Origin of the sequence: Natronococcus pandeyae (assembly GCF_008122205.1) — an archaeon.
Taxonomy (GTDB): domain Archaea; phylum Halobacteriota; class Halobacteria; order Halobacteriales; family Natrialbaceae; genus Natronococcus; species Natronococcus pandeyae.
The window spans coordinates 45,695-69,278 of the sequence record NZ_PHNJ01000005.1; the positions used below are offsets into that span (position 1 = coordinate 45,695).

The following is a 23,584-nucleotide window of genomic DNA, read 5'->3' on the forward strand; positions in this document are numbered from 1 at the left end:
CGGGCCTGTACTACACCGAAGGCACGCAAAAAACGGGAGGGGGGAGATGCAGGCCGCCCCGTATCGAGGCGTCCTTCGGTCGACTCACCGCACTCGAGCGATCGTCACTCGAGCAGCGTCGGGAGGTCGTTGATCGACTCGAGCACCGCCGTGGCGTCTTCGGCCTCGTAGGCTCGGCGTCCCTCCTCGCCGGTGAGCCCGCCGGTCAGGACGCCGACGCCGTCGTACTCGCGCTGGGGGTCCGCCTCCTCGGCGTTGTTCGCCGTCCGCACGTCGTCCAGCGTATCGCCGACGAAGACGACGCGCTCGGCGTCGAACCGGTCGGCGAGCGTGGTCAGCGCCCGCGGATGAGGCTTGCCCTCCTCCCAGTCGTCCATCGTGAACCGGTGCTCGAGGGGGATCGCCTCCTCGAGGCCGACGCGGTCGAGGGCGATCTCGGCCTCCGCGGCGGGGCGGCCGGTCAGGACGCCGACGTCGTAACGCTCCAGGAGGGCGTCCCGCGTCTCGGCCTCGAGGATCACCGGCTCGTCGTGGATGAACCCGCGGGTCTCGATGTCCGGTTCGCCGCCCTCGAGACCCCGGTAGAGGTCGGCGCCGAGATACAGTTGCTGGAAGACGTCCCGGAGCTCCTCGGGATCCCAGCGGTTTTGTATCCGCTGCGTTGCCTGGGCGCCGATCGCATCGCGAACGACGGATTCAGCGGCCTCGAGGCCCCCGCCTTCGGCGGCGATCGCGTCGGTGAAGTCGTCGATCGATCCGCGGTAGCCCTCTTCGGTCGCCAGCACGTAGAGAGCGGCCGCGTAGGTCAGTTCCCAGTCGTTGTTGAACCCGCCGGCGTTCTTGAACTGCTGGATGTCTTCCTTGCGAATCGTCCGGTCGTAGACGCGCTCGACGGAGTCGACGATCGCTCGACGGTAGGAGTCGGCGACGTCGACGAGTACCCCATCGATGTCGAGAACGACGGCATCTGCGTTCATACCGACTCGAACGGGTTCCCGAAAATAAAGGCGGTCGGATTCGAGACGGGTCAAAAGAGGAGCGTCCAGACGAGGTAGAGTGCCGTGACGAGCAACCCGATCGCGTAGAAAACGTGCGCCCACAGCCAGGAGAGCAGGTTGACGACGTAGATCAGGGCGACGACCGGAATCCCGAGCAGGACGACCGGCGAGCGCCGCCACTCCTGTCGCGACCGATCCCACAGCGTCTTCGCGTCGGTGGTGCTCGGGAAGGCGTGCATTCCGACCGAAAGGCCGATCCAGGTGAGTACGACTCCCGCGATGATCGTCTCGGGCTGGGCTGTGCCGAGACTTTCGGTCATCGATATCAGGACGCCGACGCCCAGGAACGAGCCGAACGAGACGATCGTGTTGACGAGAAACGGGGCGACGCTGATGACAACCGACTGGCGATAGCGCGCCGGATTGACGTGACGGACGTACCCCGGCGGATCGTCGAACCTGAAGTAGACGACCTCGAGCACCGGCACGCCGACGGCCCGACAGGCGGTCGCGTGGGCGAACTCGTGGACGACGACGCCGGGGAACGCAAAGAGGTGGAACAGGTATCTGAGTAGATACTCGATCCCCCTCACCGCGAGTGCGAGCACTGCAACGAGAGCCACCGCAGCGACGGCGTAGATCACGTACTCGCTGTTCATCGCTCGAGAAACTATCGTGATCCAAGTAATACCTTCGTGTCTCACCGCGGCGGCGCGCGAGCGACGTACAGTGTGCCCTCCCGGACCGTTCGTCGTTCGACCGGAATCGCCGGCTGATCCCCGCCTAGCGTCGTGAACAGGAAGTCGGCGTTCGCTCGTCTGGCGACCTCGAGCGCCGGTCGATGAAGCTCCGGCGGCAGGTTTCGCGCGTAGATCACGTCCGCCTCCGCGTAGATCTGTGGGGTGGGATCGACGATGTCGTCACGGACGAACCGAACGCCGTCAGGGACATCACGCTGGTAGATGTCCGTCGCCGTCACGGTCGCTCCCGCGTCGGCGAGCGACGCCGCTAGATCGGTTCGGCGCCCGATGCCGACCTCGACGACCCGGTCGTACGCTGCGAGATGTGTTTCGATCGTTACGGGATCACGGCAGGGAGTCGCCATGGCGGGACGTTTATGCCACCCGCCATCATAGCCGTTGCTATGCTCGTCGATATCGTGCCGGTCGGCAGCGTGCCCGCAGAGGTCAAGCGGGCTGCCTCCACCGCGCTTCGATCGGTCTACGACTGCGACGTTACAGTCAACGACTCGCAGTCAGTCCCGACCGGTGCGTACGACTCCGGACGGAACCAGTACTGCGCCGAGACGTTCATCCAGCTCGCCGAACGCGTCGGCCGCGGAGAGAAGAACATCGCCATCACGCCACACGATCTCTTCTACCGGCGTCGAAACTACGTCTTCGGGCTCGCGTACCTCGACGGCAGCGGCAGCGTCGTCTCCACCTACCGCCTCCAGACGTCGAGCGACGGCGGCTTCTCGAACAAGAGCTCGAGTGAGATCTTCGAAAACCGCGTTCGAAAGGAGATCGTCCACGAGATCGGTCACACCTACGGGCTCGAACACTGCGACAACAACCGCTGCGTGATGAACTTCTCGCCGACGGTTCGAGAGGTCGACATCAAAGAAGAGAACCTCTGTGGCAGCTGTCAGCGTTTGATCCACTGATCAGGCTGTCAGCGTTTGATCATCGACCACACCGGTTCGATTCACAGTCGCCAGGTCCGCTATTTTTCTGTTCGGCACGCTGTTCCTGTTCGTCACACTACGATGGGGAATAACGACGATCCGCCCGTTCGAGACGCACACCGGGGCGTACGACGACCGGTTCGATGCGACCGAGACGCGCGTCGCCATCGTACCGACTGCGAAACGCGATCTCGTCCCCGCACGTGTTCGTGGTTGCGACTCTCCGGGAACACGTTTATTCCGCTTCCGAATAGAGAGTCTCGCATGGTAAAACAGCAACTCGAACTGATGCTCAGCCGCGCACGGTACGCAGCTATCGGCGCCGCAATCGGCGGCGGGATCGGCGGTCTGTTCAGTCGGAGCGCTGCGAGTTCCGGCGCCGCACTCGGAGCGCTCGTCGGCTCTGTAGTCGGGGAAAGTCGGTTGACCGCCCAGTCACGGATCGACGAACTGCGAAAGGAGCGAGGCGACCTGCTCTCGAGACAGGAGTAACGGTCTCGAGAACTATCGGTTTTTTTATCGTCGTCTCAGGGCGCGTAGTAGTACTCACCTTCGCGTTTTTGCTCGCGATCCAGCTGTGAGTCCGGCTTGTTGATCCGCGGACGCGAGGTTCGCTCGTCTCGGCGGAACGTGACCTCGAGGTTCGCGAGGAACTCGTTCATCCCGTTGCGCATCGGCTGTGGCTGACCGGCGCGACCGTGGACCGCCGGCTCGCCGTCGAAGACCATCAGTCGATCGGCGAGCAGGTCGATCATGTAGATGTCGTGATCGATGACCATGACCGTGGCGTCCTGCTGTTCGGCGTAGCGCCGGATCGCGCTCGTCGCCTGGACACGCTGTTCGACGTCGAGGTGTGCAGAGGGTTCGTCGAGCAGGTAGAGGTCGGCCGAATCCGACAGGCAGGCTGCGATCGCAACGCGCTGGCGCTCCCCGCCGGAGAGATCCGAGAGGTTCTGCTCCATGATGCGCTCGAGTTGGAGCGGCTGGGCGATCTCGGTGTTCCAGTACGAGGAGCCGAACTGGTCCGTGATCGACGAGAGGAAGGCGTCGACCCGCATATGCTGGTCGATGGTGACGTACTGGGGTTTGTACGAGATGTCCAGATCGAGGTCGGCATCTCCCTCGTCGGGCTCGAGGTCGCCCGTCAGCAGCTTCGCGAACGTCGACTTCCCGATCCCGTTGGGGCCGACGATGCCGAGGACTTCGTTCTCGTTGATCTCGCCGCCCTGGACTTCGAGGGTGAACTCGCCCTCGCCGTAGCTCTTCGTGAGGTCGGGGTAGTCGACGAGCACGTCGCCGTGGGTTGCGGTCCGCGGGGCGTGCTCCTCGAACTCGATGGGATCCGGGCGGATCCGCATGTTCTCGTTGTCGAGGTAGCCCGAGAGATACTCGTTGATCCCGTTGCGGACGGACTTCGGTGAGGTGATCACACCGTAGGCGCCGGGCTCACCGTAGGCGACGTGCAGCGTGTCCGCGAGCAGGTCGAGGATCGCGAGGTCGTGCTCGACGACGAGCATCGACTTGTCCTCCTCCTCGGCGAGTTCCTGGATCAGCCGCGCGGCCGTCACTCGCTGTCCGATGTCGAGATACGGCGTCACCTCGTCGAGGAAGTAGAAATCCGTATCCCTGGCCAGGGTTGCGGCGATCGCAACGCGCTGGAGCTCCCCACCGGAGAGGTCGTCGATCGACTGCTCCATGACGGGGCCGATCTCGAGCCGTTCGACCAGCGAATCGAGCGCGCCGCGTTCGTCCGTGCGCTCGAGCAACTCTCGCGTGTTGCCGTCGAACGTCTCGGGAATCTGATCGACGTACTGGGGCTTCTGGGCGACGGTGACCTCGCTGTCCCGGACGTCGGCGATGTAATCCTGGAGTTCGGTTCCGCGGTAGGCCTCGAGCACGTCGTCCCAGTCGACGTCCTGGTCGTGGCGGCCGAGGTTGGGCTCGAGGTCGCCCGCGAGGATGCGGACGGCGGTCGTCTTCCCGATCCCGTTCGGCCCGAGGATGCCCGTAACCTTCCCCTCCTGTGGTGCGGGAAGTCCGTAGAGAGAGAACGCGTTCTCGCCGTAGCGGTGGACGGGGTCGTCCTGCAGTTCCTGGGGGAGATTGATGATCTCGATCGCGTCGAAGGGACACTTCTCGACGCAGATCCCGCAGGTTTCGCCGAGACAGATCTCCTCGGAGATGTGTACCTGGTCCGGCTGGCCCTGGGGCGTTTCGTCGCCTCGCAGCGTGATACACTCCTTGCCGGTGCGGTTCGGCGGGCAGTAGTTCTTGCACTCGTAGCTACATCGGTCCGGCTGGCACCGATCTAAGTCTACGACGGCGATGCTGTCGTCCGCCATCTTACGCCATTGCCTCCGTCGTGAGCAGAATGCCCCACACCACGAACCAGAACGAGAAGGTCATGAACGTGATGAACAGGTAGTGTTTCACGCCGAACTCGTCCTCGCCGTAGATACTCGTAAAGTCGAAGAGGACGAACTGAGCGAGAATCGCACCCAGCACGAGCAACAGCGCTCGAGTGTCGGTCGCCGCCTCGGCGGGCGCCATATCGCCGGTGATCGCGACAGAGGCGAACGCGGCACCGACGCCGAACAGCGCTGACAGTGCCGTCACGCTGATCGAGCGGATGTGCTCGCGTCTGTCACTCATCGATTCGGTCGACATGGGTTGAGTTCTGTTTTCGGTGGTGAAAAGGGGTTCGGGTTCCGTGTCGGAGGAGCAGACTGAATTTGATGCATCGAGCCAGAAGCAGGTTATCGGTCGACCAGAGATTATAATAGCAAAGTCGATTATTCAATTTCAATTTCTAAATCTATGGGATTTCCTTGTCCAGTGTTCTCCTTATTTTGGACCTCCGAATCCGTATCGAGTGAATCGCGTACCTCAATTAGTGTCTCTTCATCGTCGACTGCATCCTCGTACGTCTCGGACAAGAGCAGATCTTGCTCAACCATATCTACTGCAATGTCGTTGGCTGCCTCGTCAGTCAACTCGAAGGTTTCTTCATCAATCGTGACTTCCTTTTGTTCCCATTCATCGGAGCCTCCACCCGATGTCTCGAGATGTATTTCGAATTCGTAGACTCCCTCATCAGTGTAGATTTCAAACGCTGTGATGGTCTCGTCGTTGTTCCCAAATTCGTCCTCAGCGACGGCAGTAACCAACGTTGCATCTCCGATCGTCACTGTTCGGGTCGTCTTGTCGTCGTCACTACGGATAGTCACGTCCCGTTCCCCTTCTTTGGCATTTTCCCATTTGAGGAGTTCCATCGCCTCATCGTCAGGACCGAGGGTTACACCTTCAATCCGATCTACTTCGGTACCGTCGATTTCGAGTCGGATATCTTGTGTATCCGTCTCGTCACCTCGGTTCGTCACTTCCGCGTCGATTTCTAATGCCTCTCCGCCCTCTATTGGGGAGTTCGTTCCGTCGATCTCGACGTCGAAGAACGGTGGTTGATCGGGCATTTCGCCGGCACAGCGTATCTGAACGGAATCATCCGTTTCGCGCTCAAACTCTACTGCTGTATTCGATCCGCTCACGATGGTATTGACAGTAACATAATAATCATCGTCGTCAACCCCTTCGTCTTCATTTTCAGCACACGCTATCACAAGCTCGAACTCCTCGCCGCTTTCCTCTACGAACGCATCAATCGCCGGATCGAAGACTAACTCCCCTTCTTCGTTCCTGATTTGAGAGATGTCAGCGCTGAAATCGCCTTCCTCAAACTGGTTGGTCTCATCTTCGAGTTCGTAAATTTCGACCGTCTCGTCTCCCCATCCTTGTTCCGGGCTGAGGGCGAGTTCCTCCTCGATAGTGTTGTCGTTGATACCGAGCAATCCGTTTGGATCCTCTGCGGTGCTCACGACGACTCCTCGATCAGCGCTAAACGTAGTAAACCCGAACACCGGCCCTATAATCAAAACTAATCCAACAGCAATGAACAGGAGTGCCACGTTTCGTGTCGGATGCTGGAACATGTGTTACGGTGGTTGTTCCATCTCACCCAGTCGCATCCGTCGGCTCTGCACCACGTGTACGATCGTCGACACTGCAAACGATATGAACACTAACGTTGCCCATCCAAGTTCGGTGATCGTTGCCGTCGGCACAACCTCGAGCCACAACCCAGCCATTACGATTGAACCCAGGACAGCCAGACCCAGATAGTACAGTCCCCACGGAATTGAGTCCGCTGGAACGACGTCGAGGTAGACGTCTAACTCTGTGGCTTCCTCTGTGAGTTCGATCGTTCGCTCGTCGAAGTCGATCATATTCGCCTTCTCGAGTGTCGGCAAATGCGTCTGCTGCAACGACGTGTATACGCGTTTGCGCTCGGTCGAAGTTACCCCCTCGACATCTTTGTCGAGTTCCCAGGCGGCGACGTGTTCGGCGAGTTCACCCAGTTCAACGGGTCGGTCTTCGCGCTTACAGTAGTGGATGGCGTACCGCCGGCGGTGATTCGAGAGCAGGTCGAAGATCTCACCGCGATCAGTGTCCGCGCTGCCGGCGCATCTGTCTGCATTACCCGAGGCTGTGTTCGTCGCCATTAGAATGTCTGTTCGCACAAGAATAACGATCCTTGATAGATAAGATTACTGGCTAGAACGTGCGTGGGAGTCACTTACAACGACGATTTCAAGCACGACTATCTATCTGTTAGACAGCAGTGCCGGTCTTCAGACCAGGCTTGAAACCGGTATTACTCGGAGATCCGAATTTCTGGCGAACTAATACAAAGGGGGTGGCTTCGTATGGACTCAGTAAGGACCGCTCGGTGGCCGCGTCCGGCGGACGACGGTCGTCGAACGGATCGAAGGTGAACACAGTATGAAACTGAATCGACGCAATGTGCTAGTTGGACTGGGTACGATCGTCGCAGGCGGTGGAGCCGCGCTCGGAACGGGCGCGTTTAGTAGTGTGGAAGCAGATCGAAGTGTAACTATTGAAACAGACGGTGACGATAGTGCATTGTTACAAATTGTACCAAATGAGGGTTATAACGGTGACGCAGGTGACTATGTAGATGACAGCGATGATTCTATTGAAATTGTAATTGGTGATGACGATAATTCAGACACCGGTGATACGGGTGTCAATGTCAATGCTACCACGACGTTCATAGATCTTCTTGAAGTTACCAACAACGGCTCTCAAGATGTTGGGTTTTACGTCGAAAGTAAAGAAGATCTTGGAGAGGATGAGTTACTCAATTTCAAAGCAGAAAACCAAGATACTATTATCGAAAACAGCAACGCGGTTGATCTCTCTTCTGAAAATGGATCTACTACTATTTCACTTGAAATCAATGCAGATGAGGATACTGACGTAAACGACTTCCCAGACGAAGTGACGTTCTTTGCGGACGAAGACGTTTATAATACGTAAATATGATCTCCCGGGACTGTCGGCTCGTTTTCGGTAACCTCTGATCTATACGATAAACGGATCAAACCCATAACTAATCATCCAAGAATAAACTGACAATAATAACAAACTAATGGAATATGGGTTCTATATTCAAAATGGCATCTACTCATATCTTGGTTATCACGGTCGTCTGTTTTCTCCTCGTCCTCGCAGTGCCGACTACAGCAGTCACGGTTAACGAGAACCCAGCGAATGACGATATCTCTCTCGAGCCAACCAGCCCCTACGCAACCACGACCGACGACGGCCAACTCGAGCTCGATTTCGACGCGCTGAACGACCGCGCGGTATCCACGTTCGACGACGTCTTCGAGATCACCGTCACCGACGACTCGGTCGAACGGATCTGGCTGTCCGACGCGCCCGACGGCGTCCAGTTCTACCAGGACGGCAACGCCCACGACAGGATCGACGAGACGTCGCCGCTCGAGGCGGCCGCGGGCGAGACGACCACCGTCGGCGTCACGGTCAGCACGCACGCGGACCCGCCCTCGAGCGGGACCTTTACCCTTCACGCCGAGTACGAAGACGAGGGCGAGGACGAGAAGAGCGCCAATATCGAACTCGTCGAGATGACGACCGTCGACCGGGCCGTCACCGCCGGCGAGACGCTGACCGTGCAGGCGACCTACGAGAATCACGGCGACGTGAGCGGAACGACGGTCGCGCAACTGACTGTCGACGGCGTCGTCGTCGACGAACAGGTCGTCTCCGTCGGAGCCGGCGAGACCGAAACGGTCACTTTCGAACGGACGATGCAGCAGTCCGGGACGTTCGCAGTCGGCGTCGACGACGGCGAACCGAAGACCGTCACCGCCCAGCCACCCGACGAACCCGCACCCGACTTCGACGTGACCGACGCCGACCTCGCAGCGGACTCCATCGCCCAGAGCGAGTCGACGCGCGTCACCGCCACGGTCGAGAACACCGGCAACGCGACCGGCGAGTTCCTCGCCGAACTCGCGGTCGGCGGGATCGTCGTGAACGACCGGTCCGTCGAACTCGAGCCGAACGAATCCGACACGGTGACCTTCGAGTGGCAGTTCGACGAACCCGGGACGTACGACGTCGCAGTCAGCGGACTCGAGGCGGGCACCGTCACCGTCGGCGAACCGCGCGAATACGAGGTTCTCAACCGGGTATTTAGCTCTCCCTCGGTCGCAGTCGTCGGACTGTCGGGTGCGGTCGGAATGCTGTTCGTCGCGGGGGTCGTCCGTCGGCGGTGGAATTTATAATGTCTCGGCCATATCTCGAGAACCGAACAAGTCCTCGACTATGACACTCGTACGAACCGACATATGACTGCGGCGGGGCTCGTCAGACGAGGGATAGCCGCCGTCGCCGTGCTCGCGGTCCTCCTGCTCATCCTCGGCCAGGTGCTCGGACAGCCGATCCTGCTCGGCTACGTGGCGACGGGGAGCATGGAGCCAGCGATGGACGCCGGCGACGGCTTCGTCGCGGTTCCGAGCGCCGTGACCGGCTCGCCGAGCGAGGGTGACGTCGTCGTATTCGACGCTCGAGAGCTCCACGACGGCGGGCTCACGACGCACCGGGTCGTCGGCGAGACGGACGAGGGCTACGTCACGAAGGGGGACGCGAATCCGTTCACCGATCAGGACGGCGGCGAGCCGCCGGTGAGGGACGGTCAGATCGTCGCCGTCGCCTGGCAAATAAACGGCGAAGCCGTGACGATTCCGCACCTCGGAACCGCGATCATGGGCGTCCACGGTGCGATGGAGTCGGGGTACGGGCTGTTCGCTTCGGCGCTCGGTCTCACGACGGCGCTCGAGGGCGACAACCTCGGGGCGATGCTGGTCGCGCTGGGGGTCGCGCTGTTCGGGGTGGGCTTTCTCCTGGATCACGGGGGACCGCACAGGCGGGACACGACGCGATCGACGTCTCGAGAGAACGTCTACGCCTTCTGGGGAACGCTCGCGCTGGTGCTGTTCCTGGTCGTGGGACTCGCGACGGCGGCGATGGTGGTCCCCGCGGGCACGTACGAGTACGCGGTCGTGAGCACGGAGTCGCCGACGGACGATCCGCAGGTTCTCGCTCCGGGTGGGACGTCCGAACTGACTCGAGCCGTCGACAACGCGGGCTACGTCCCGGTCGTCGTCGTTCACGAGGCCGAAAGCGGCGGCATCGAGGCCGACCCGGGCTGGCAGACGGTTGGCCCTCGAGACAGCGGGGAGACGGCGCTATCGCTGTCCGCGCCGGAGTCGACCGGCGAGTACACTCGTCACGTCGGGGAGCATCGGTATCTCGCCGTCCTCCCGCCGTCGGTGCTCGTCTGGCTGCACGGCGTCCACCCGCTCGCCGCGATCGCCGCCGTCGATCTGGTCGTCGTCGGTGTCGTCGTCGGAGCGACCCTGCTCCTGTTCGGGCGGGGCGACTTCCGGATTCGCACCGCAGGTAATCACGTCCCATTCTCGACACGAATGCGCCGCCGACTTCGCCGGTGGCGCTGAGCGCGGCGCGCAGCGACGGACCAGACGGGGTGGAACCACTACTGTTATAGTATTTGATATACTGAATGTCAGTATGGACTGTCCCGTCATCCGAACTGTTCGTTCGGAGACGGCTCGAGGGAGGGGGGACCCGAGCACCCGGCGTTACACTTCGGAGGGACGAACGTGATCGAGAACCCGCGGCTGGATCTGTTGATCGCGGAACACGGCCGAACGCTCACGATCGTACTCGTCGGGATCGGTCTCCTCGCACTCCTCGCGACCGGCTGGGTCGCCGCCACGCCAGCGACGTCGACGACGACTCAGGAGGTCGACCAGGAGTCGATCGCGACCGAGACGACGACGAGCGCCATCGTCGTCGAGGACGGGCCCTGGGAGGAGGGAACGGAACTCGAGGACAGCCCGGTCTACGTCCTGTCTGCGACGCCCGAGTTGACGCTCACGCCGGAGACGTCCGTCCCGACCGACGAGACGTCGGTCACGCACGAAGTGCAGGTCCACCACGAAGCAGAACGCGACGGCTCGGTCTTCTGGGACGAAACCGAACAGCAGTCGCGGATGTCGGCATCCGTCGAAGACGGTGTCGCCAGTTCCGAGGCGACGATCGACGTCGAAGCCGTCCGTGACCGGCAGACGGAACTCCAGGAGGAGTTCGACGGCGTCGGAACGATCAGGACCGTCGTCCAGGTCGTCGTCGAGTACGAAACGGGGACCTACAGCGGCGAACAGGTACTGGTGACGTCGCTCCAGACGACCGAGGAGGCCTACTGGCTCGAGGAGTCGCTGGCCGACTCGACCGAGCACAGCCAGACCGCCCAGATGGAGGTCCAGGAGTCGCCGAACACCGCGGTGATCGGCGGACTCTCGCTGGTCGCGGCGATCGCGCTCGCCGGAGCCGCGGTCGTCGTCACACGCGGGCCGATCGACGTCGATACGGCCCGCCGATCGATACACGAACACCGCTACGCGGAGTGGATCTCGCGCGGGTCGATCCCGATGTGGGTCGGCGACTACCACGTTGCACTCGACAGTCTCGAGGACGTCGTCGACGTCGCGATCGATACGAACGAGCGCGTCGTCCACGACGAACAGCGGGGCCTGTTCGCGGTCGTCAACGGCGAGGTCGTCTACTACTACGCCGAGCGCGGCCAGTGGGAGCAGACCGCCTGGCCGGAACTGGAACTCGGGACGCAGTCCGCCGTCGACGACGAGGTCGACGAACCACCGACGGTCCCGACGCCTCGAGAGGACCTTTCCGAAGACCTTCCAGATCCGGACGACGACGATGCGTGGGACCAGATCTAAACCGAGATAGCGCGGGGTCCACGGGGTGCCCGACTCGTAGTCGGTTCTCTACTCCCGAGTTGTTCCCTTATGAAGACACACGGGTGTAGTAGCCAACGGTTACTCCTGATAGGCCGAGCACAACGCAGCGGTCGCTTATTATCTTCACCCCACATCCGCTCAAAACTGACTGACCGGTCAAAATCCTCCAATATCGTATTTCCGGCGGGTTTGTAGACATTTTACAAGTAGTATACTGTAGAATATTTTTCCGGGTACCCTCCCAGTAAGGCTCAACTTTTATACTGCTGGGTGCTTTCGAATCGTAGTATGGAAGCGACTGACGGGGAGGACATCGAAGACTTGCCACCGAGCGCGAAACTCGTTTTCAAAGTCCTCGAGTATGACGGCCCGCTGACGCAGAAACAAATCGTTGAGGAGTCGATGCTCTCGGCTCGAACCGTTCGCTACGCGCTCGAACGGCTCGAGGAGATCGGCATCGTCGACGAGGATATCTACTTTGCGGACGCTCGACAGAGCCTCTACCGACTCGAGGAACCCGTCGCGGCCGACGGCAGCGGGGTCGAAGAGTCTCCGAAGAAAGACGCCTGCTGCGCAGAGTAGTCGGGAAAACGGCAGGATTATTTTCCAGTGGTGACCGCCCTCCTACATGGACAAGGAGCGATTACCTCGGTGGGGGTGGCTGCTAGCCGGATTGTTCGCGATGTCGATCGTCGCACAACTGATCAATCAACTCGTTTTGCATCCGGCCGGGCTGCCGAGAGCGTATCAGTCGATTACGGTCATTACGCTCATGTCGCCGGTGTTGATCTACGTCGGCGTCTGGTACGACGAGGACCGTCAACACTACTGGGAGCAATCGCAGGAACAGATCGTCGGCGACCTGATCTTCATCGTCGCCGGCGCAGCGCTGGGGTCGGCGATCACGCTGGTCGCGATCGTCGATATGGGCCTCTGGCCGATGCTGCAGGACATCGCCGCGATGGCCGTCGGCTTCATGCTCTCCTGGGGGCTGTTCTGGTGGCGCAATCCGGAGGTCTACCGCGATCTCGACTGAGAGAGTGTCGACCGGTCAGGGATCTCTCTCGGTGACGTTCTCACGACCCGCGACTCCGGGGGTTCGAGGCATCGTCCGTTTGTGACCCATCTCGACGTACATAGATGCGAGCGCGCGAGCGGTTCGTGAATCGACCTCGAGCGCAGCGGTGATTTCCGCGATCGATTCGTCCTCGTCGACGAGTCGCTGCAACAGCGGATCGATCACGTCGTAAGTGGCGCCGAGTTCGGCCGCGTCCGTCTGGTCGGCCCAGAAGCCGGCCGTCGGATCCTTGCTGATGATTCGTCGTGGAACGCCGAGTCGTTTCGCGAGGGCGCGGACCTCAGTTTTGTACAGGTCTCCGATCGGATAGGCGTCGGCCGCGCCGTCTCCGTACTTCGTGAAGTATCCGAGCAACAACTCCGAGCGGTTCGCGGTACCGAGCACGACTCGAGACTGGCGGTTCGCCGCGTAGTACGCACAGCACATCCGCAGTCGAGCGATCACGTTGCCGATCGTTCGGTTACGCTCGTTCGGACGACCGTCCGATTCCGGCTCGAGTTCTGCCATGATCGTCTCCTCGAACGCGGTGAGCAACGGCTGTAGCTGAATCTCGTGGAACGAGATGCCGAGTCCGTCGGCGATCGTACGGGCGTCGTTGACGTGTCGCTGGTCGGCCTTGTGACAGGGGAGTCCGAGTCCGAGCACGCGGTCTCCTCCCAGCGCTTCGACTGCCAGTGCTGCCGTCACCGTCGAATCGATGCCGCCACTCATCGCGACGACGACACCGTCTGCATCCGCGGTAGCGACGAGTCGCTGTATCTCCGCGATGATGCGTTCGCGGATCGTCTCGACTCCGTTATCGCTCGTAATAAAGGAGCCGTTCTTTTGCTCTACTCCCGAGTATACGAATGTCTTCTCTCCTCCGACACTCCCACTCATTCCTGCACTCTCCTCATGGATGTTGCTATATCTGTCTGGTATAAATGCCCTTTGGTTAAACAACTAGTAGTCTCGGTGTGGGTATCGATCTCGTCATCGATCCTGTAGAGCTGACCGGACGATTCTCGTCGCGACACCTGCCGTACCAAAACGCGATTCTCTCGTCACCGTTGCTCGCGTCGCTCACCACTCCTCGAAAAAATCTGCACCAAAAAAGAGCCGCTCACTCGCGGCCGCTTCCTTACGAAGGAACGACGGTAACCGGGTCCTTGCGGTCGATCGCGTGCTCGAGGTCGTCCGCGATAGCGCTCCCTCTCGAGACCTGGATCTCGCCGCCGCGACTCACCGTCGCGGTAAAGAGGTACTCGCCACCAGCCTGGACCTCGACGGTCTCGCCGTGGTTGCCGTCGACGGGGATGACGATGTGCCTCGAGGTGATCTCCGGCTGAACCATCTGTCCGGGTTGGGAGCCGCCGCCACCGCTGGCACCAGCACCAGCGCCACCGCCGCCACCGGCGTTCGCCCCGTAGTTGGGGTTCTCGTCGTGGGTTCGGACGTCGATGTCGATCCCCAACCGGTTCTCGACGTCGGTGATGCGCCCGCCGCCCTTGCCGATGACGCTCGAGATGTCGTCGTCTTCGACGTAGACGACGGCCTTGTCCTGGCTCCTGAGTTCGACGTCGACGTAGCCGCGGGCGATCGACCGGATCTCGCGTTCGATCTCCTGTTTGGCGATGCGGTCGACGCCGGATTCGGTTCCGGGGCCGCCCTCGTCGTCTTTGAGGGGGACGGTGACGACCTGGCGGTTGAAGGTGTAGATCTCGTACTCCGGCTCACCAGTCTCGAAGTTGGTGACCTGGATCACGGGACGGGCGAGGTCTTCCTCGGTGAGGCCCGCGGGGACCTTGACCTCCGTCCGCACGTCGTAGACGGTGTTGACCTCCCCGGCTTCGATGTAGACGACGGTGTCGACGACCTGCGGGATCATCCCCAGTTCGACGCGGCCGACGAGTCGCTGGAGCGCGTCGATCGGTCGCGTCGCGTGGACGACGCCGATCATGCCGACACCGGCCAGGCGCATGTCCGCGAACACCTCGAAGTCGTTGGTCTTGCGGACCTCGTCGTAGATGGTGTAGTCCGGCCGGACCATCAGTAGTGCGTCGGCGGTCTTCTCCATCTCGCCGGCCAGCTCCGTGTACTGGGTGATCTCGGGGCCGACCTGCAGGTCGCGGGGTTTCTCCATCGTCTTGACCGCGTAGTCGTGCTCCGAGATGAACCGGGCGACCGCCTGGGCGAACGTCGACTTCCCGGCGCCCGGCGCACCCGAGATCAGGACGCCGCGCTGGCGCTCGAGCAGCCGATCCTTCAGCTCGTCGGCCTTCTCGTAGTCCTCGATGTCGGTCTGGGCGATCGGTCGGACGGCGGTGATCTCGATGCCGTCCGAGAACGGGGGCCGGCCGATGGCGATCCGGTAGTCGCGAAACTGGACGATCTTCATCCCCGGCTCCGAGAGTTCGATGAAGCCGTCGTGGGATTCCTTGGCGCCGTCGACGATCTCGCGGGCGTACTCGTCGATCGTCTCCTCGCCGAGCGGTTCGTCGGCGATCTCTTCGTAGCGCATCTCGCCGAGCTCTCCCCGTTTGGCCTTCGGGACGGCGCCGGACCGCAGGTGGACGCTCATCGTCTGGTCGTCGAAGAACTCCTCGACGGTCAGCGTTCCGACCTCTCGGATCTCCGGTGAGACGTGCTCGACGTCGAGTCCCTTGGCCTGGGCGACCTCGGCCTGGACGATGTCGCTGGTGAGGAAGGTGGCGTCGAGTCCCTCCGCGAGGTCGCGAATCAGCGCGTCGATCTCGCCCTCGGAGGCGTGTCCGCGCTCGATCGCGCTGGGTCGTTCACCGATGTACTCGAGGGAGATGACCCCCTCGTCGGCGAGTTCGGCGAGCCGCTGGAGTTCGGAGAGACCGTCCCAGCCGCTGTCGAGCCCGTCGTTTGCCTGGGCCTCGAGTTCTGCGACGACGGCTTCCGGCACCGAGATCGTCGCTCCCTCGAACTGCCCGTCTTCGATCGTCGCTGAGACGCGACCGTCGATAACGACGCTCGTATCCGGAACAACGTTCATACCCCATAGTGGTTTCCGAACGGCAATAAGGATATTCAAGCATACGAAGGGTCGGTGGCGCACGAGTCGCCGATTGCGGTGCAATCAACTCGCTGGGGAACCAACCGAGCTGGTATGTCGGTCGCCGAACTAACGCGCGAACTCGTAGCGATCCCGAGCCACGAGGACGAGACGGCCGTAGGTGACGTGCTCGAGCAGTGGCTTCGCCGCGAGACCGCGGCCGCAGTGACCCGAGACGACGCCGGAAACGTGATCGCAAGAAAGGGCGAGGGCGCCGAGACGCTCGCACTCGTCGGCCACCACGACGTCGTCGAACCTGCCGCGTCACAGGTGGCTGGCGACGAAGACGAGTACGTCGTCGAAGAGCGGGACGGCCGCCTCTACGGGCGCGGCACGGCGGACATGAAGGGCGCGGTCGCCGCGGCGGCGATCGCGTTTCGGGACAGCGAGGTGCCACGCACCTCGAGCGGCCGGACGCAGTCCGACGACGCGGAGCCGGCTGGCGAACTCGTCTTCGCGAGTTTCGTCGGCGAAGAGGTCGGCGGTGTCGGTGCGCGCCACGCCATCGATCAGGGGTTCGCGCCCGAGTACGCGATCGTCGGCGAGGGATCGACGGGCTACTCGGCGCCCGGCGTCACCGACGTGGCCGTCGCCCACAAGGGCCGTCGCGGAAGTACGATCACAGCCCGTGGGGAGCGCGCCCACGCGAGCGAGCAGGAGGCCGGCGAGAACGCGATCTACCGCGCGACGGACGCCGTCGAGATCGTTCGCGACCTCGAGCCGCCGAGCGTCGAGGTCGCCGGTGAAACGCTCGAGGGCAGCGCCGTCGTCACGGAGATCGAGGGCGGAACGGCGATGAACGTCGTTCCCGATCGCTGTGAGATTACCGTCGACGAACGGACGGTCCCCGGCGAGCGGGCGGCCCTCGAGGCGGTCGAGGATCTCGCGGGTGTGGAGTGGGTGATCGATCAGGATCTACCGCCGATGCAGTGTGACGACGACGCCTTCGCCCGGACCGTCCTCGAGGCGGCCGACGCCGTCCAGCCCGAGACGCCGGCGCTCGTAACGAAGCCCCACGCGACCGACGCCGGCTGGCTCGCAGCGGCCGGGACGGAGTGCGTGGTCTGCGGTGCCGCAGAGCCCGGCGAGGCGCACACCGACGACGAGAGCGTCTCGATTGCTGTGCTCGAGCGCTGTGCGGAACTCTATCGGCGGGCGGCCGAACGCTGGCCGCGGTGAGCGGGCGTCACTCGTGGTCCGTCGTTTCGTCAGCGTCGGATACGTCGGTCGGTTCGGGCGTCTCGTCGGCCGAGGATTCGTCGGCGGTTGGTGGTTCGGTCGCCTCACCGGCTTCTGTTCCGTCGTCTTCCGCAGTGACGGTGTCCTCCTCAGTCACGTCGGGTTTCGTCTCCGTCGTCGTCTCGAGTTCGCGGACGTCCTCGCTGCCACACTCCGGACACTCGTCGTGTTCCGTGTAGAACCGTTCACCGCACTCCGCACAGGCGTAGCTCGCTTCGTTGTCGGCCGCCTCCTTCGCCTCCTGCGTGAATTTTCCGACCTTCCGGCCGAGATTCTCGAAAAAGCCCATTTGTCACACCTTGACGATCGAACCGGATAACTCTTCACCACTTCCCTGAGACGGTCGGGTGAACGTCGTTCCCCGCTCGATAGCAACACGGCACTGTGATCGAGCGAAAATCGCTTTAACCGGCGGTACGACGTCTCGAGCGGCTGCGATACCTCTCCGCTATGGAGTGCGGCTCTCTCGGCCGAAAAATGGCCGAAGGTTCGTCGACGTGGGCCGAAGGCTGCGTCGCACGGCCGATCGGCGAGTCGCCGCTAGCGGGTCGTTAGACGCCGGGGACGCCGACGGCCTCGAACCCGGTGATGCCGAGCGCCGCGAGGGCGTACAGCACGATCAACACGGTAACCCATGCGAGGATACCGATCATCGCGGCGGCCGTCCACTCGCCGGGGTACCGGAAGTTGATCACTGCGATGTACGCGATCAGGGCCAGCAACGGCCCCAGGAGTGGGATCCAGCCGACCGTAAAGCCGACGACAGCCCACACGATCGCGCCAATTAACGCCGTGACGATGGCGTGGTCGTAGTCTCCACCGCCAACGATCACACGTGCGCCGACGTAGATGCCGAGCGCACCGATGAGCAGGCTGACGAGGAACACGACGGCTGATGCTAGGACCATTGCATCTCAACCCTCGCCACTGCGGGCGAACAGTTCACGGCTTGCACGTTCCACATTCCTATCACCGGTCGGGTTTCTCGTCCCCGTTCTGTGCGGAGAGCGGCTACAATCAGCGGTATCGATCGATAACTTTCTCGAGGTACCCCGCTCAGTCGGAATTTCGGAACCAAGACGCCAATGTGCGCTTTCGAAAATATCGTCACTCTACGACGGTCGTCCAGTCACGACACGAACGGCGATCCCGGATTTACCGGGTAACTGGTGGTGTCGGGCCCTAGGCGCCGGGGACACCGGCCGCCTCGAACCCGGTGACGCCGAGGAACGCGAACGCGTAGAGGACGACCAGCACCGACAGCCAGGCGATGACGGTGATCGCGACCGCCTCTACCCAGCCGCCGGGGTACCGGGAGTTGATGACCGCGAGGTACGCGAGGAAGACCAGTATCGGGCCCAACAGCGGAATCCATCCGAGGAAAAATCCGACGAGCGCCCAGACGATCGCGCCGATGAGCGCGGTCACCAACGCGTACGTGTAGTCTTCGGTGTCGACGACGACCTTCGCGCCAACGAAGATACCGAGCGCCCCGATCAGCAGGCTGACGAGGAATACGACGAGTGATGCTGCGACCATTACGCTCTAACGCTCGCCGCTGCGAGTAAACAGTTCGTGGCTTGCACGTTCCACAATTCTATCATTCGCCCCGTCTTTCGACGACGTTCGAAGCGAGGATCGACGACGGCCCGCAGTGTCGTGTGCGATTCGTCTCGCGTTCCCGGTTCGTCCGTGCTACCGGAACCACGACGTTGATGACGCTTCCGTAAGTATTGCCAGCCAATGGCAACCGACCAGGCGAAAAGCGAGCAGCGCACCGATGCCTACGAACAGTTCGAAGACCGAATCGAGCGGATCACGAACGTCGGAAACGCCGCCGGCATCCTCCGATGGGACCAGGAGGTTGTCATGCCCGAAGAGGGGACACCGGCCCGCGCCCAGCAGCTCTCGGCGCTGTCCTCGATCAGCCACGAACTCCTGACCGCCGACGAGACCGGCGAGTTGCTCGAGCAACTCGAGGCAGGCGAGACGACGGAGTCGTCTCGAGAAGCAAGCGGCGAAGCCGCGAGTAGCGACCTCGCCGAGGAGCGACAGGCCGCCGTCCGCGAGGTCCGCCGAAAGTACGATCGCGAGACCAGCGTTCCCCAGGAACTCGTCGAGGAGATCTCGGAGACGACCGCGAACGCTCATCCGACGTGGAAACAGGCCAAAGAGGAGGACGACTTCGAGCAGTTCGCGCCGACCCTCGAGAAACTGGTCGAACTCAAGCGCGAGTACGCCAACCACATCGACCCCGACGCCGACCCGTACGCCGTGCTCTTCGCCGACTACGAGCCGTATCTCGACCTCGAGACGGCCGAACAAGTCCTCGAGCAGTTGCGCGACGAGCTCGTCCCCCTGATCGACGCGATCGACGACAGTGACGTCGACCTGGCCACCGATACGTTCGCCGGCGAGTTCGACGACGACGATCAGGAGGCGCTGGCCCGCGACGTCCTCGACTCGCTGGGCTACGACTGGGGCCGCGGCCGTCTCGACACGGCACCCCACCCCTTCTCCTCGGGGACGCAGTTCGACGCCCGCGTGACGACCCGCTTCGAGGAGGACGACCTGCTGGGCTCGCTCACCTCGACGATCCACGAGTTCGGCCACGCCAACTACACGCTCGGTCTCCCCGACGAGAACTACGGCACGCCGCTCGGCGAATCGCGTGATCTCACGGTCCACGAGTCCCAATCGCGACTCTGGGAGAACCACGTCGGCCGATCGCAGCCGTTCTGGGAGCAGTTCCTGCCGACCGTCGCCGATCGGTTCGCGGAACTCGAGGACGCGACCCCTGAAGACGCCTACGAAGCCGCGAACCAGGTCTACGACGACAACCTGATCCGGGTCGAAGCGGACGAACTCACCTACCACCTCCACATCGTGATCCGCTTCGAGATCGAACGCGACCTGATCTCGGGCGACCTTGCGGTCGAGGACGTTCCCGAAGCCTGGAACGACAAGTACGAGGAGTACCTCGGTGTGCGCCCCGAGACCGACGCGGAGGGCTGCCTGCAGGACATCCACTGGTCCCACGGCTCCTTCGGCTACTTCCCGACGTACTCGCTCGGCTCCGTCCTCGCGGCTCAGCTCTACGCCGCCGCCGAGGACGATCTGGGCGACCTCGACGACCGCATCGAAGACGGTGATTTCGACGACCTCAACGGCTGGCTCCGCGAGAACATCCACCAGCACGGCAAGCGCTACACCACGCCCGAACTGATCGAACAGGCGACCGGCGAGGAGTTTACTGCGGACTACTTCCTCGAGTACGCGAAATCGAAGTACGGCGAGCTGTACGAGCTCGAGGGGTACTGAGGTCGGCCGCCGATATCGTTTCGCCGTTCTTCCGTACAGAACGACTGCTCCGTACAGGTGAACTATGTATCACTGCAGATCAATCCACCCCGCTTCGGTGGCGCGCGCTGTCGACCGCCCGAGCCGAGCGAGGGTGGTCGATGACACCGTGCGAGGGACGAACGAGCGGAGCGCGGCGCGTAGCGCCGCGGAGCGGCGAACGGCCAGCGGCCGTGAGCCCGTCAGCGAGTGAGTCGGCTGGGGAGGGCGTGGCGATCCCCTGTGTTCGTGCGAGTAGGATACGCTACTGTAGTTATCACCCCGAAAGCCCCTGGCCCCTTTCGGTCCCACCCGATAGCGGCTGATCGGCACTGCAGTCTCAACGGCGGTTGTTCAGTGCGCCTGTCTACATAACGAGGTCTCCCCACAGACCCGCTCCCAGATCCACCACACGGACTCGAGCCATCAGCACCACTCTATCGTCGCCTCGACCCGAGAGTTTAGTACCGACTGTTGCATATTTCGAACCGAAACATGGCAACCGCTGACGAGACTCACGATACCGCCGACGCTCCCGACGCCTACCGCGACCTCCTCGAGCGTTCCGAGAAGCTCACGGACGTGCGGATGGCCTCGATGGCGCTGGGCTGGGACCAGCGCGTGATGATGCCCGAGGGCGGCACCCCTGCCAGGGCCGGACAGCTCTCGACGCTCTCGGGGCTGGGTCACGAACTGCTCGTCGACGACGAGGTCGGAGAGTGGCTGGCTGAACTGGATTCGGCCGACCTGACCGACGACCAGGCCGCGGTCGTCCGGGAGCTTCGCCGGGAGCACGACCGATCAGCAGAAGTGCCCGGGGTCCTGGTCGAGGAGATCGCTGCCCACCAGGCGGAAACCCAGCAGGTCTGGCAGGAAGCGAAAGTCGAGGACGACTTCGACCACTTTGCGCCCGCGCTGGAGGAACTGATCGACCTCCATCGCGAACGGGCGGCGGCCATCGAGCCCGGCGCGAACCCCTACCGTGTGCTGTACGAGGACAGCCTGCCGTACCTGCCGCTCGAGACCGTCGAGGACATCTTCGACGAGCTTCGCGAGGGGCTCGTTCCCCTGATCGAGGAGATCGAAGCCGACGGACGGGAGCTCCCGTCGGTGTTCACGGGCCACACCTACGACGCGGACGATCAGATGGCCCTCTCCCAGGAGGTCGTCGACCTGCTCGGCTACCCCAGAGAGCACGGTCGTCTCGACACCGCACCACACCCGTTCATGTCCGGCAACCAGTTCGACGCCCGGATCACCACCCGGTTCAGGGAGGACGATCCGATCGACGCGCTGATGGCGACGATCCACGAGTTCGGCCACGCGAGCTACCAGCTCGGACTCCCGAAAGCGGAGTACGGAACCCCCCTCGGCGCGTCGCTCTCCTCGGGCGTCCACGAGTCCCAGTCGCGGTTCTGGGAGAACCACGTCGGCCGCACGAAGGCCTTCTGGGAGTTCTTCCTCCCGACGATGAAAGAGCACTTCCCCCACCTCGAGGACGTCACCGTCGACGAAGCCTACGCCGCGGTGAACCGGATCTACCCGGGGAACCTGATCCGGGTCGAGGCGGACGAACTCACCTACCACCTCCACATCATTCTCCGGTGTGAGATCGACCGGGCGTTCGTCGAGGGCGACCTTCCGGTCGAGGACGTCCCCGAAGTCTGGAACGAGAAGATGGACGACTACCTGGGCGTCGTCCCCGAGACCGACACCGATGGCTGTCTGCAGGACACCCACTGGTCGGCCAGCTTCGCGGCCTTCCAGGGCTACACCGTCGGCAGCGTGCTCGCCGCCCAGCTCGATGCGACGATCCGGGAGGACCTGGACGTCGACGGCCTCGTCCGCGAGGGCGAGTTCGAACCGCTCTGGGAGTGGATGACCGAGCACGTCCACCGCCACGGCCAGCGCTACCCGACCGAGGAGCTGATCGAGGTCGCGACGGGCGAACCGCTCACCGCCGACTACTTCCTCGAGTACGTCGAGTCGAAGTACGGCGACCTCTACGGCCTCTCGGGGTATTGAACCGACCGCGGCGCTGGAGGTGACCGTCGTCTCGATTCCCGTCCGTCGTTCTGGGCGAGAACTGGCTCGCCGACGGACTGACGGAAAATATCCCCACTTCGGAAACGCTTAGATCGGCGGCTGTGGCTGGTAACGATATGCCAACGCAGTCTCTCGAGCAACAGACGGCGATCGTGACCGGCGCGAGTTCCGGCATCGGTGCGGCGACCTGCCGTGCGTTCGCGGCCGAGGGTGCGAACGTCGCCCTCGCGGCCCGGAGCGAGGACGAACTCGAGGCCCTCGCGGACGAACTCGAGACCGAACACGGCGTCGAGACGCTGGTCGTGCCGACGAACGTTCGCGAGGAGGACGACGTCGGCGCGCTCGTCGAGGAGACCGTCGACGAGTTCGGCGGGTTCGATACTCTGGTGAACAACGCGGGGCTCTCCCGGGGCAGCGAGATCGCGGAGATGACGACCGACGACTACGAGACGATGCAGGAGACCAACGTCGACGGCGTCTTCTACGCGACTCGGGCGGCGATCCCCCACGTTCGCGCGCGAGGTGGCCATCTGATCTTCGTCGGGAGTTTCGCCGGCCAGTACCCGCGCTCGTTCAACCCCGTCTACGCCGCCTCGAAGTGGTGGGTGCGCGGCTTCGCCAAGAGCGTCGCGGCCCAGGTCGGCGACGACGGCGTCGGCGTCACCGTCGTCAACCCGGCGGAGGTCCGCTCGGAGTTCGAGACGGCCGACGGCCGGACGTTCGCCGAGGCGTTCGATGCGAACGAGGCCAGCGAACCCGAGGAGGTCGCCGAGGCGATCCGCTTCGCCGCGAGTCAGGATCACTCGAGCGTGAGCGAACTCGACATCAACCGGCGGGACAAGTTCGCCGACAGCTTCTGACCCGCTTAAAAGGCGGATGAGAGTGCCGGGTGCAGACTCACCGCTG

The 23,584-nt window shown here is 62.7% G+C and carries 24 protein-coding genes; 12 read left to right on the top strand and 12 right to left on the bottom strand.

All coding sequences use genetic code 11. From position 1 onward, the window contains the following. Positions 1–104 precede the first annotated feature (104 nt). Genes CV102_RS10905 through CV102_RS10915 form a run of 3 tightly spaced genes read right to left on the bottom strand, consistent with a single transcriptional unit; the run spans position 105 to position 2,103 of the window. Positions 105–977, bottom strand: coding sequence for a TIGR01548 family HAD-type hydrolase (locus tag CV102_RS10905; RefSeq protein WP_148858036.1), 873 nt, complete (start codon positions 975–977; stop codon positions 105–107). A gap of 50 nt (positions 978–1,027) precedes the next feature. Continuing rightward, positions 1,028–1,657: a metalloprotease family protein gene (locus CV102_RS10910; protein WP_148858037.1), complete on the bottom strand. Its 630-nt coding sequence runs from the start codon at positions 1,655–1,657 to the stop codon at positions 1,028–1,030. 41 nt (positions 1,658–1,698) lie between these two features. Then, entirely contained in the window at positions 1,699–2,103 is a 405-nt protein-coding gene (locus CV102_RS10915) for a UPF0146 family protein (protein ID WP_148858038.1), read from the bottom strand. A 39-nt stretch (positions 2,104–2,142) separates the two neighbouring features. On the opposite strand from CV102_RS10915, the gene CV102_RS10920 reads away from it, so the two are divergent. After that, entirely contained in the window at positions 2,143–2,664 is a 522-nt protein-coding gene (locus CV102_RS10920) for an archaemetzincin family Zn-dependent metalloprotease (protein ID WP_148858039.1), read from the top strand. A 285-nt stretch (positions 2,665–2,949) separates the two neighbouring features. Further along, positions 2,950–3,177, top strand: a complete 228-nt coding sequence (locus tag CV102_RS10925; RefSeq protein WP_148858040.1) for a glycine zipper 2TM domain-containing protein — start codon at positions 2,950–2,952, stop codon at positions 3,175–3,177. A 35-nt stretch (positions 3,178–3,212) separates the two neighbouring features. On the opposite strand, the gene CV102_RS10930 is transcribed toward CV102_RS10925, so the two are convergent. The 4 genes from CV102_RS10930 to CV102_RS10945 all read right to left on the bottom strand — a co-directional run bounded on the left by CV102_RS10930 (position 3,213) and on the right by CV102_RS10945 (position 7,241). Then, positions 3,213–5,027, bottom strand: coding sequence for a ribosome biogenesis/translation initiation ATPase RLI (locus CV102_RS10930; protein ID WP_148858041.1), 1,815 nt, complete (start codon positions 5,025–5,027; stop codon positions 3,213–3,215). A gap of 1 nt (position 5,028) precedes the next feature. Beyond that, positions 5,029–5,352: an EMC6-like membrane protein gene (locus tag CV102_RS10935; RefSeq protein WP_148858042.1), complete on the bottom strand. Its 324-nt coding sequence runs from the start codon at positions 5,350–5,352 to the stop codon at positions 5,029–5,031. 125 nt (positions 5,353–5,477) lie between these two features. Then, positions 5,478–6,557 carry a hypothetical protein gene (locus CV102_RS10940; protein WP_148858043.1) on the bottom strand — a complete coding sequence of 360 codons (1,080 nt, stop codon included), beginning with the start codon at positions 6,555–6,557 and terminating at the stop codon, positions 5,478–5,480. A 117-nt stretch (positions 6,558–6,674) separates the two neighbouring features. Beyond that, the gene (locus CV102_RS10945; protein WP_148858044.1) at positions 6,675–7,241 is read right to left on the bottom strand and encodes a DUF7344 domain-containing protein; all 567 of its coding nucleotides are present in this window, start codon (positions 7,239–7,241) and stop codon (positions 6,675–6,677) included. Between the two features lie 280 nt (positions 7,242–7,521). Between CV102_RS10945 and CV102_RS10950 the strand changes: the two genes are divergently transcribed. The 6 genes from CV102_RS10950 to CV102_RS10975 all read left to right on the top strand — a co-directional run bounded on the left by CV102_RS10950 (position 7,522) and on the right by CV102_RS10975 (position 12,951). Further along, on the top strand, positions 7,522–8,079 hold the full coding sequence (locus CV102_RS10950) for a hypothetical protein (RefSeq protein WP_148858045.1): 558 nt from the start codon (positions 7,522–7,524) through the stop codon (positions 8,077–8,079). A 137-nt stretch (positions 8,080–8,216) separates the two neighbouring features. Next, complete coding sequence (locus CV102_RS10955; protein ID WP_187432938.1) at positions 8,217–9,356, top strand: CARDB domain-containing protein; 1,140 nt, start codon at positions 8,217–8,219, stop codon at positions 9,354–9,356. A 63-nt stretch (positions 9,357–9,419) separates the two neighbouring features. Then, complete coding sequence (locus CV102_RS10960) at positions 9,420–10,589, top strand: S26 family signal peptidase (protein WP_148858047.1); 1,170 nt, start codon at positions 9,420–9,422, stop codon at positions 10,587–10,589. 165 nt (positions 10,590–10,754) lie between these two features. Next, on the top strand, positions 10,755–11,894 hold the full coding sequence (locus CV102_RS10965; RefSeq protein WP_148858048.1) for a DUF5305 domain-containing protein: 1,140 nt from the start codon (positions 10,755–10,757) through the stop codon (positions 11,892–11,894). A gap of 309 nt (positions 11,895–12,203) precedes the next feature. After that, positions 12,204–12,497 (top strand): MarR family transcriptional regulator, encoded by a 294-nt coding sequence (locus tag CV102_RS10970; protein ID WP_148858049.1) that lies wholly within the window; start codon positions 12,204–12,206, stop codon positions 12,495–12,497. A 46-nt stretch (positions 12,498–12,543) separates the two neighbouring features. Beyond that, the gene (locus CV102_RS10975; protein ID WP_148858050.1) at positions 12,544–12,951 is read left to right on the top strand and encodes a hypothetical protein; all 408 of its coding nucleotides are present in this window, start codon (positions 12,544–12,546) and stop codon (positions 12,949–12,951) included. Positions 12,952–12,966: 15 nt separating this feature from the next. Here CV102_RS10975 and CV102_RS10980 read toward each other — a convergent pair whose 3' ends face one another. Further along, positions 12,967–13,872, bottom strand: coding sequence for an NAD+ synthase (locus CV102_RS10980; protein WP_148858051.1), 906 nt, complete (start codon positions 13,870–13,872; stop codon positions 12,967–12,969). A 241-nt stretch (positions 13,873–14,113) separates the two neighbouring features. Then, on the bottom strand, positions 14,114–15,994 hold the full coding sequence (locus CV102_RS10985; RefSeq protein ID WP_148858052.1) for a PINc/VapC family ATPase: 1,881 nt from the start codon (positions 15,992–15,994) through the stop codon (positions 14,114–14,116). A 114-nt stretch (positions 15,995–16,108) separates the two neighbouring features. Between CV102_RS10985 and CV102_RS10990 the strand changes: the two genes are divergently transcribed. Then, complete coding sequence (locus CV102_RS10990) at positions 16,109–17,233, top strand: M20 family metallopeptidase (protein ID WP_148858053.1); 1,125 nt, start codon at positions 16,109–16,111, stop codon at positions 17,231–17,233. A gap of 7 nt (positions 17,234–17,240) precedes the next feature. Here the strand turns inward: CV102_RS10990 and CV102_RS25930 are convergent, their stop codons facing one another. From CV102_RS25930 to CV102_RS11005, 3 genes are all read right to left on the bottom strand, one after another. Beyond that, entirely contained in the window at positions 17,241–17,582 is a 342-nt protein-coding gene (locus CV102_RS25930) for a zinc ribbon domain-containing protein (RefSeq protein ID WP_187432939.1), read from the bottom strand. Between the two features lie 262 nt (positions 17,583–17,844). Further along, complete coding sequence (locus CV102_RS11000) at positions 17,845–18,201, bottom strand: hypothetical protein (RefSeq protein WP_148858054.1); 357 nt, start codon at positions 18,199–18,201, stop codon at positions 17,845–17,847. A gap of 274 nt (positions 18,202–18,475) precedes the next feature. Further along, a complete protein-coding gene (locus CV102_RS11005; protein WP_148858055.1) occupies positions 18,476–18,832 on the bottom strand; it encodes a hypothetical protein in 357 nt (118 codons plus the stop codon). Positions 18,833–19,036: 204 nt separating this feature from the next. Here CV102_RS11005 and CV102_RS11010 point away from each other — a divergent pair, with 204 nt between their 5' ends. The 3 genes from CV102_RS11010 to CV102_RS11020 all read left to right on the top strand — a co-directional run bounded on the left by CV102_RS11010 (position 19,037) and on the right by CV102_RS11020 (position 23,538). Continuing rightward, positions 19,037–20,614: a carboxypeptidase M32 gene (locus CV102_RS11010; RefSeq protein ID WP_148858056.1), complete on the top strand. Its 1,578-nt coding sequence runs from the start codon at positions 19,037–19,039 to the stop codon at positions 20,612–20,614. Between the two features lie 513 nt (positions 20,615–21,127). Beyond that, entirely contained in the window at positions 21,128–22,657 is a 1,530-nt protein-coding gene (locus tag CV102_RS11015) for a carboxypeptidase M32 (RefSeq protein WP_148858057.1), read from the top strand. 137 nt (positions 22,658–22,794) lie between these two features. Beyond that, positions 22,795–23,538, top strand: a complete 744-nt coding sequence (locus CV102_RS11020; RefSeq protein ID WP_148858058.1) for an SDR family oxidoreductase — start codon at positions 22,795–22,797, stop codon at positions 23,536–23,538. The last annotated feature ends 46 nt before the right edge of the window (positions 23,539–23,584 follow it).

What these genes read in the sequence shown, in the direction of transcription:
- CV102_RS10905 (WP_148858036.1), bottom strand. Translation starts at nt 977, where the DNA reads ATGAACGCAGATGCCGTCGTTCTCGACATCGATGGGGTACTCGTCGAC.
- CV102_RS10910 (WP_148858037.1), bottom strand. Translation starts at nt 1,657, where the DNA reads ATGAACAGCGAGTACGTGATCTACGCCGTCGCTGCGGTGGCTCTCGTT.
- CV102_RS10915 (WP_148858038.1), bottom strand. Translation starts at nt 2,103, where the DNA reads ATGGCGACTCCCTGCCGTGATCCCGTAACGATCGAAACACATCTCGCA.
- CV102_RS10920 (WP_148858039.1), top strand. Translation starts at nt 2,143, where the DNA reads ATGCTCGTCGATATCGTGCCGGTCGGCAGCGTGCCCGCAGAGGTCAAG.
- CV102_RS10925 (WP_148858040.1), top strand. Translation starts at nt 2,950, where the DNA reads ATGGTAAAACAGCAACTCGAACTGATGCTCAGCCGCGCACGGTACGCA.
- CV102_RS10930 (WP_148858041.1), bottom strand. Translation starts at nt 5,027, where the DNA reads ATGGCGGACGACAGCATCGCCGTCGTAGACTTAGATCGGTGCCAGCCG.
- CV102_RS10935 (WP_148858042.1), bottom strand. Translation starts at nt 5,352, where the DNA reads ATGTCGACCGAATCGATGAGTGACAGACGCGAGCACATCCGCTCGATC.
- CV102_RS10945 (WP_148858044.1), bottom strand. Translation starts at nt 7,241, where the DNA reads ATGGCGACGAACACAGCCTCGGGTAATGCAGACAGATGCGCCGGCAGC.
- CV102_RS10950 (WP_148858045.1), top strand. Translation starts at nt 7,522, where the DNA reads ATGAAACTGAATCGACGCAATGTGCTAGTTGGACTGGGTACGATCGTC.
- CV102_RS10955 (WP_187432938.1), top strand. Translation starts at nt 8,217, where the DNA reads ATGGCATCTACTCATATCTTGGTTATCACGGTCGTCTGTTTTCTCCTC.
- CV102_RS10960 (WP_148858047.1), top strand. Translation starts at nt 9,420, where the DNA reads ATGACTGCGGCGGGGCTCGTCAGACGAGGGATAGCCGCCGTCGCCGTG.
- CV102_RS10970 (WP_148858049.1), top strand. Translation starts at nt 12,204, where the DNA reads ATGGAAGCGACTGACGGGGAGGACATCGAAGACTTGCCACCGAGCGCG.
- CV102_RS10975 (WP_148858050.1), top strand. Translation starts at nt 12,544, where the DNA reads ATGGACAAGGAGCGATTACCTCGGTGGGGGTGGCTGCTAGCCGGATTG.
- CV102_RS10980 (WP_148858051.1), bottom strand. Translation starts at nt 13,872, where the DNA reads ATGAGTGGGAGTGTCGGAGGAGAGAAGACATTCGTATACTCGGGAGTA.
- CV102_RS10985 (WP_148858052.1), bottom strand. Translation starts at nt 15,994, where the DNA reads ATGAACGTTGTTCCGGATACGAGCGTCGTTATCGACGGTCGCGTCTCA.
- CV102_RS10990 (WP_148858053.1), top strand. Translation starts at nt 16,109, where the DNA reads ATGTCGGTCGCCGAACTAACGCGCGAACTCGTAGCGATCCCGAGCCAC.
- CV102_RS25930 (WP_187432939.1), bottom strand. Translation starts at nt 17,582, where the DNA reads ATGGGCTTTTTCGAGAATCTCGGCCGGAAGGTCGGAAAATTCACGCAG.
- CV102_RS11000 (WP_148858054.1), bottom strand. Translation starts at nt 18,201, where the DNA reads ATGGTCCTAGCATCAGCCGTCGTGTTCCTCGTCAGCCTGCTCATCGGT.
- CV102_RS11005 (WP_148858055.1), bottom strand. Translation starts at nt 18,832, where the DNA reads ATGGTCGCAGCATCACTCGTCGTATTCCTCGTCAGCCTGCTGATCGGG.
- CV102_RS11010 (WP_148858056.1), top strand. Translation starts at nt 19,037, where the DNA reads ATGGCAACCGACCAGGCGAAAAGCGAGCAGCGCACCGATGCCTACGAA.
- CV102_RS11015 (WP_148858057.1), top strand. Translation starts at nt 21,128, where the DNA reads ATGGCAACCGCTGACGAGACTCACGATACCGCCGACGCTCCCGACGCC.
- CV102_RS11020 (WP_148858058.1), top strand. Translation starts at nt 22,795, where the DNA reads ATGCCAACGCAGTCTCTCGAGCAACAGACGGCGATCGTGACCGGCGCG.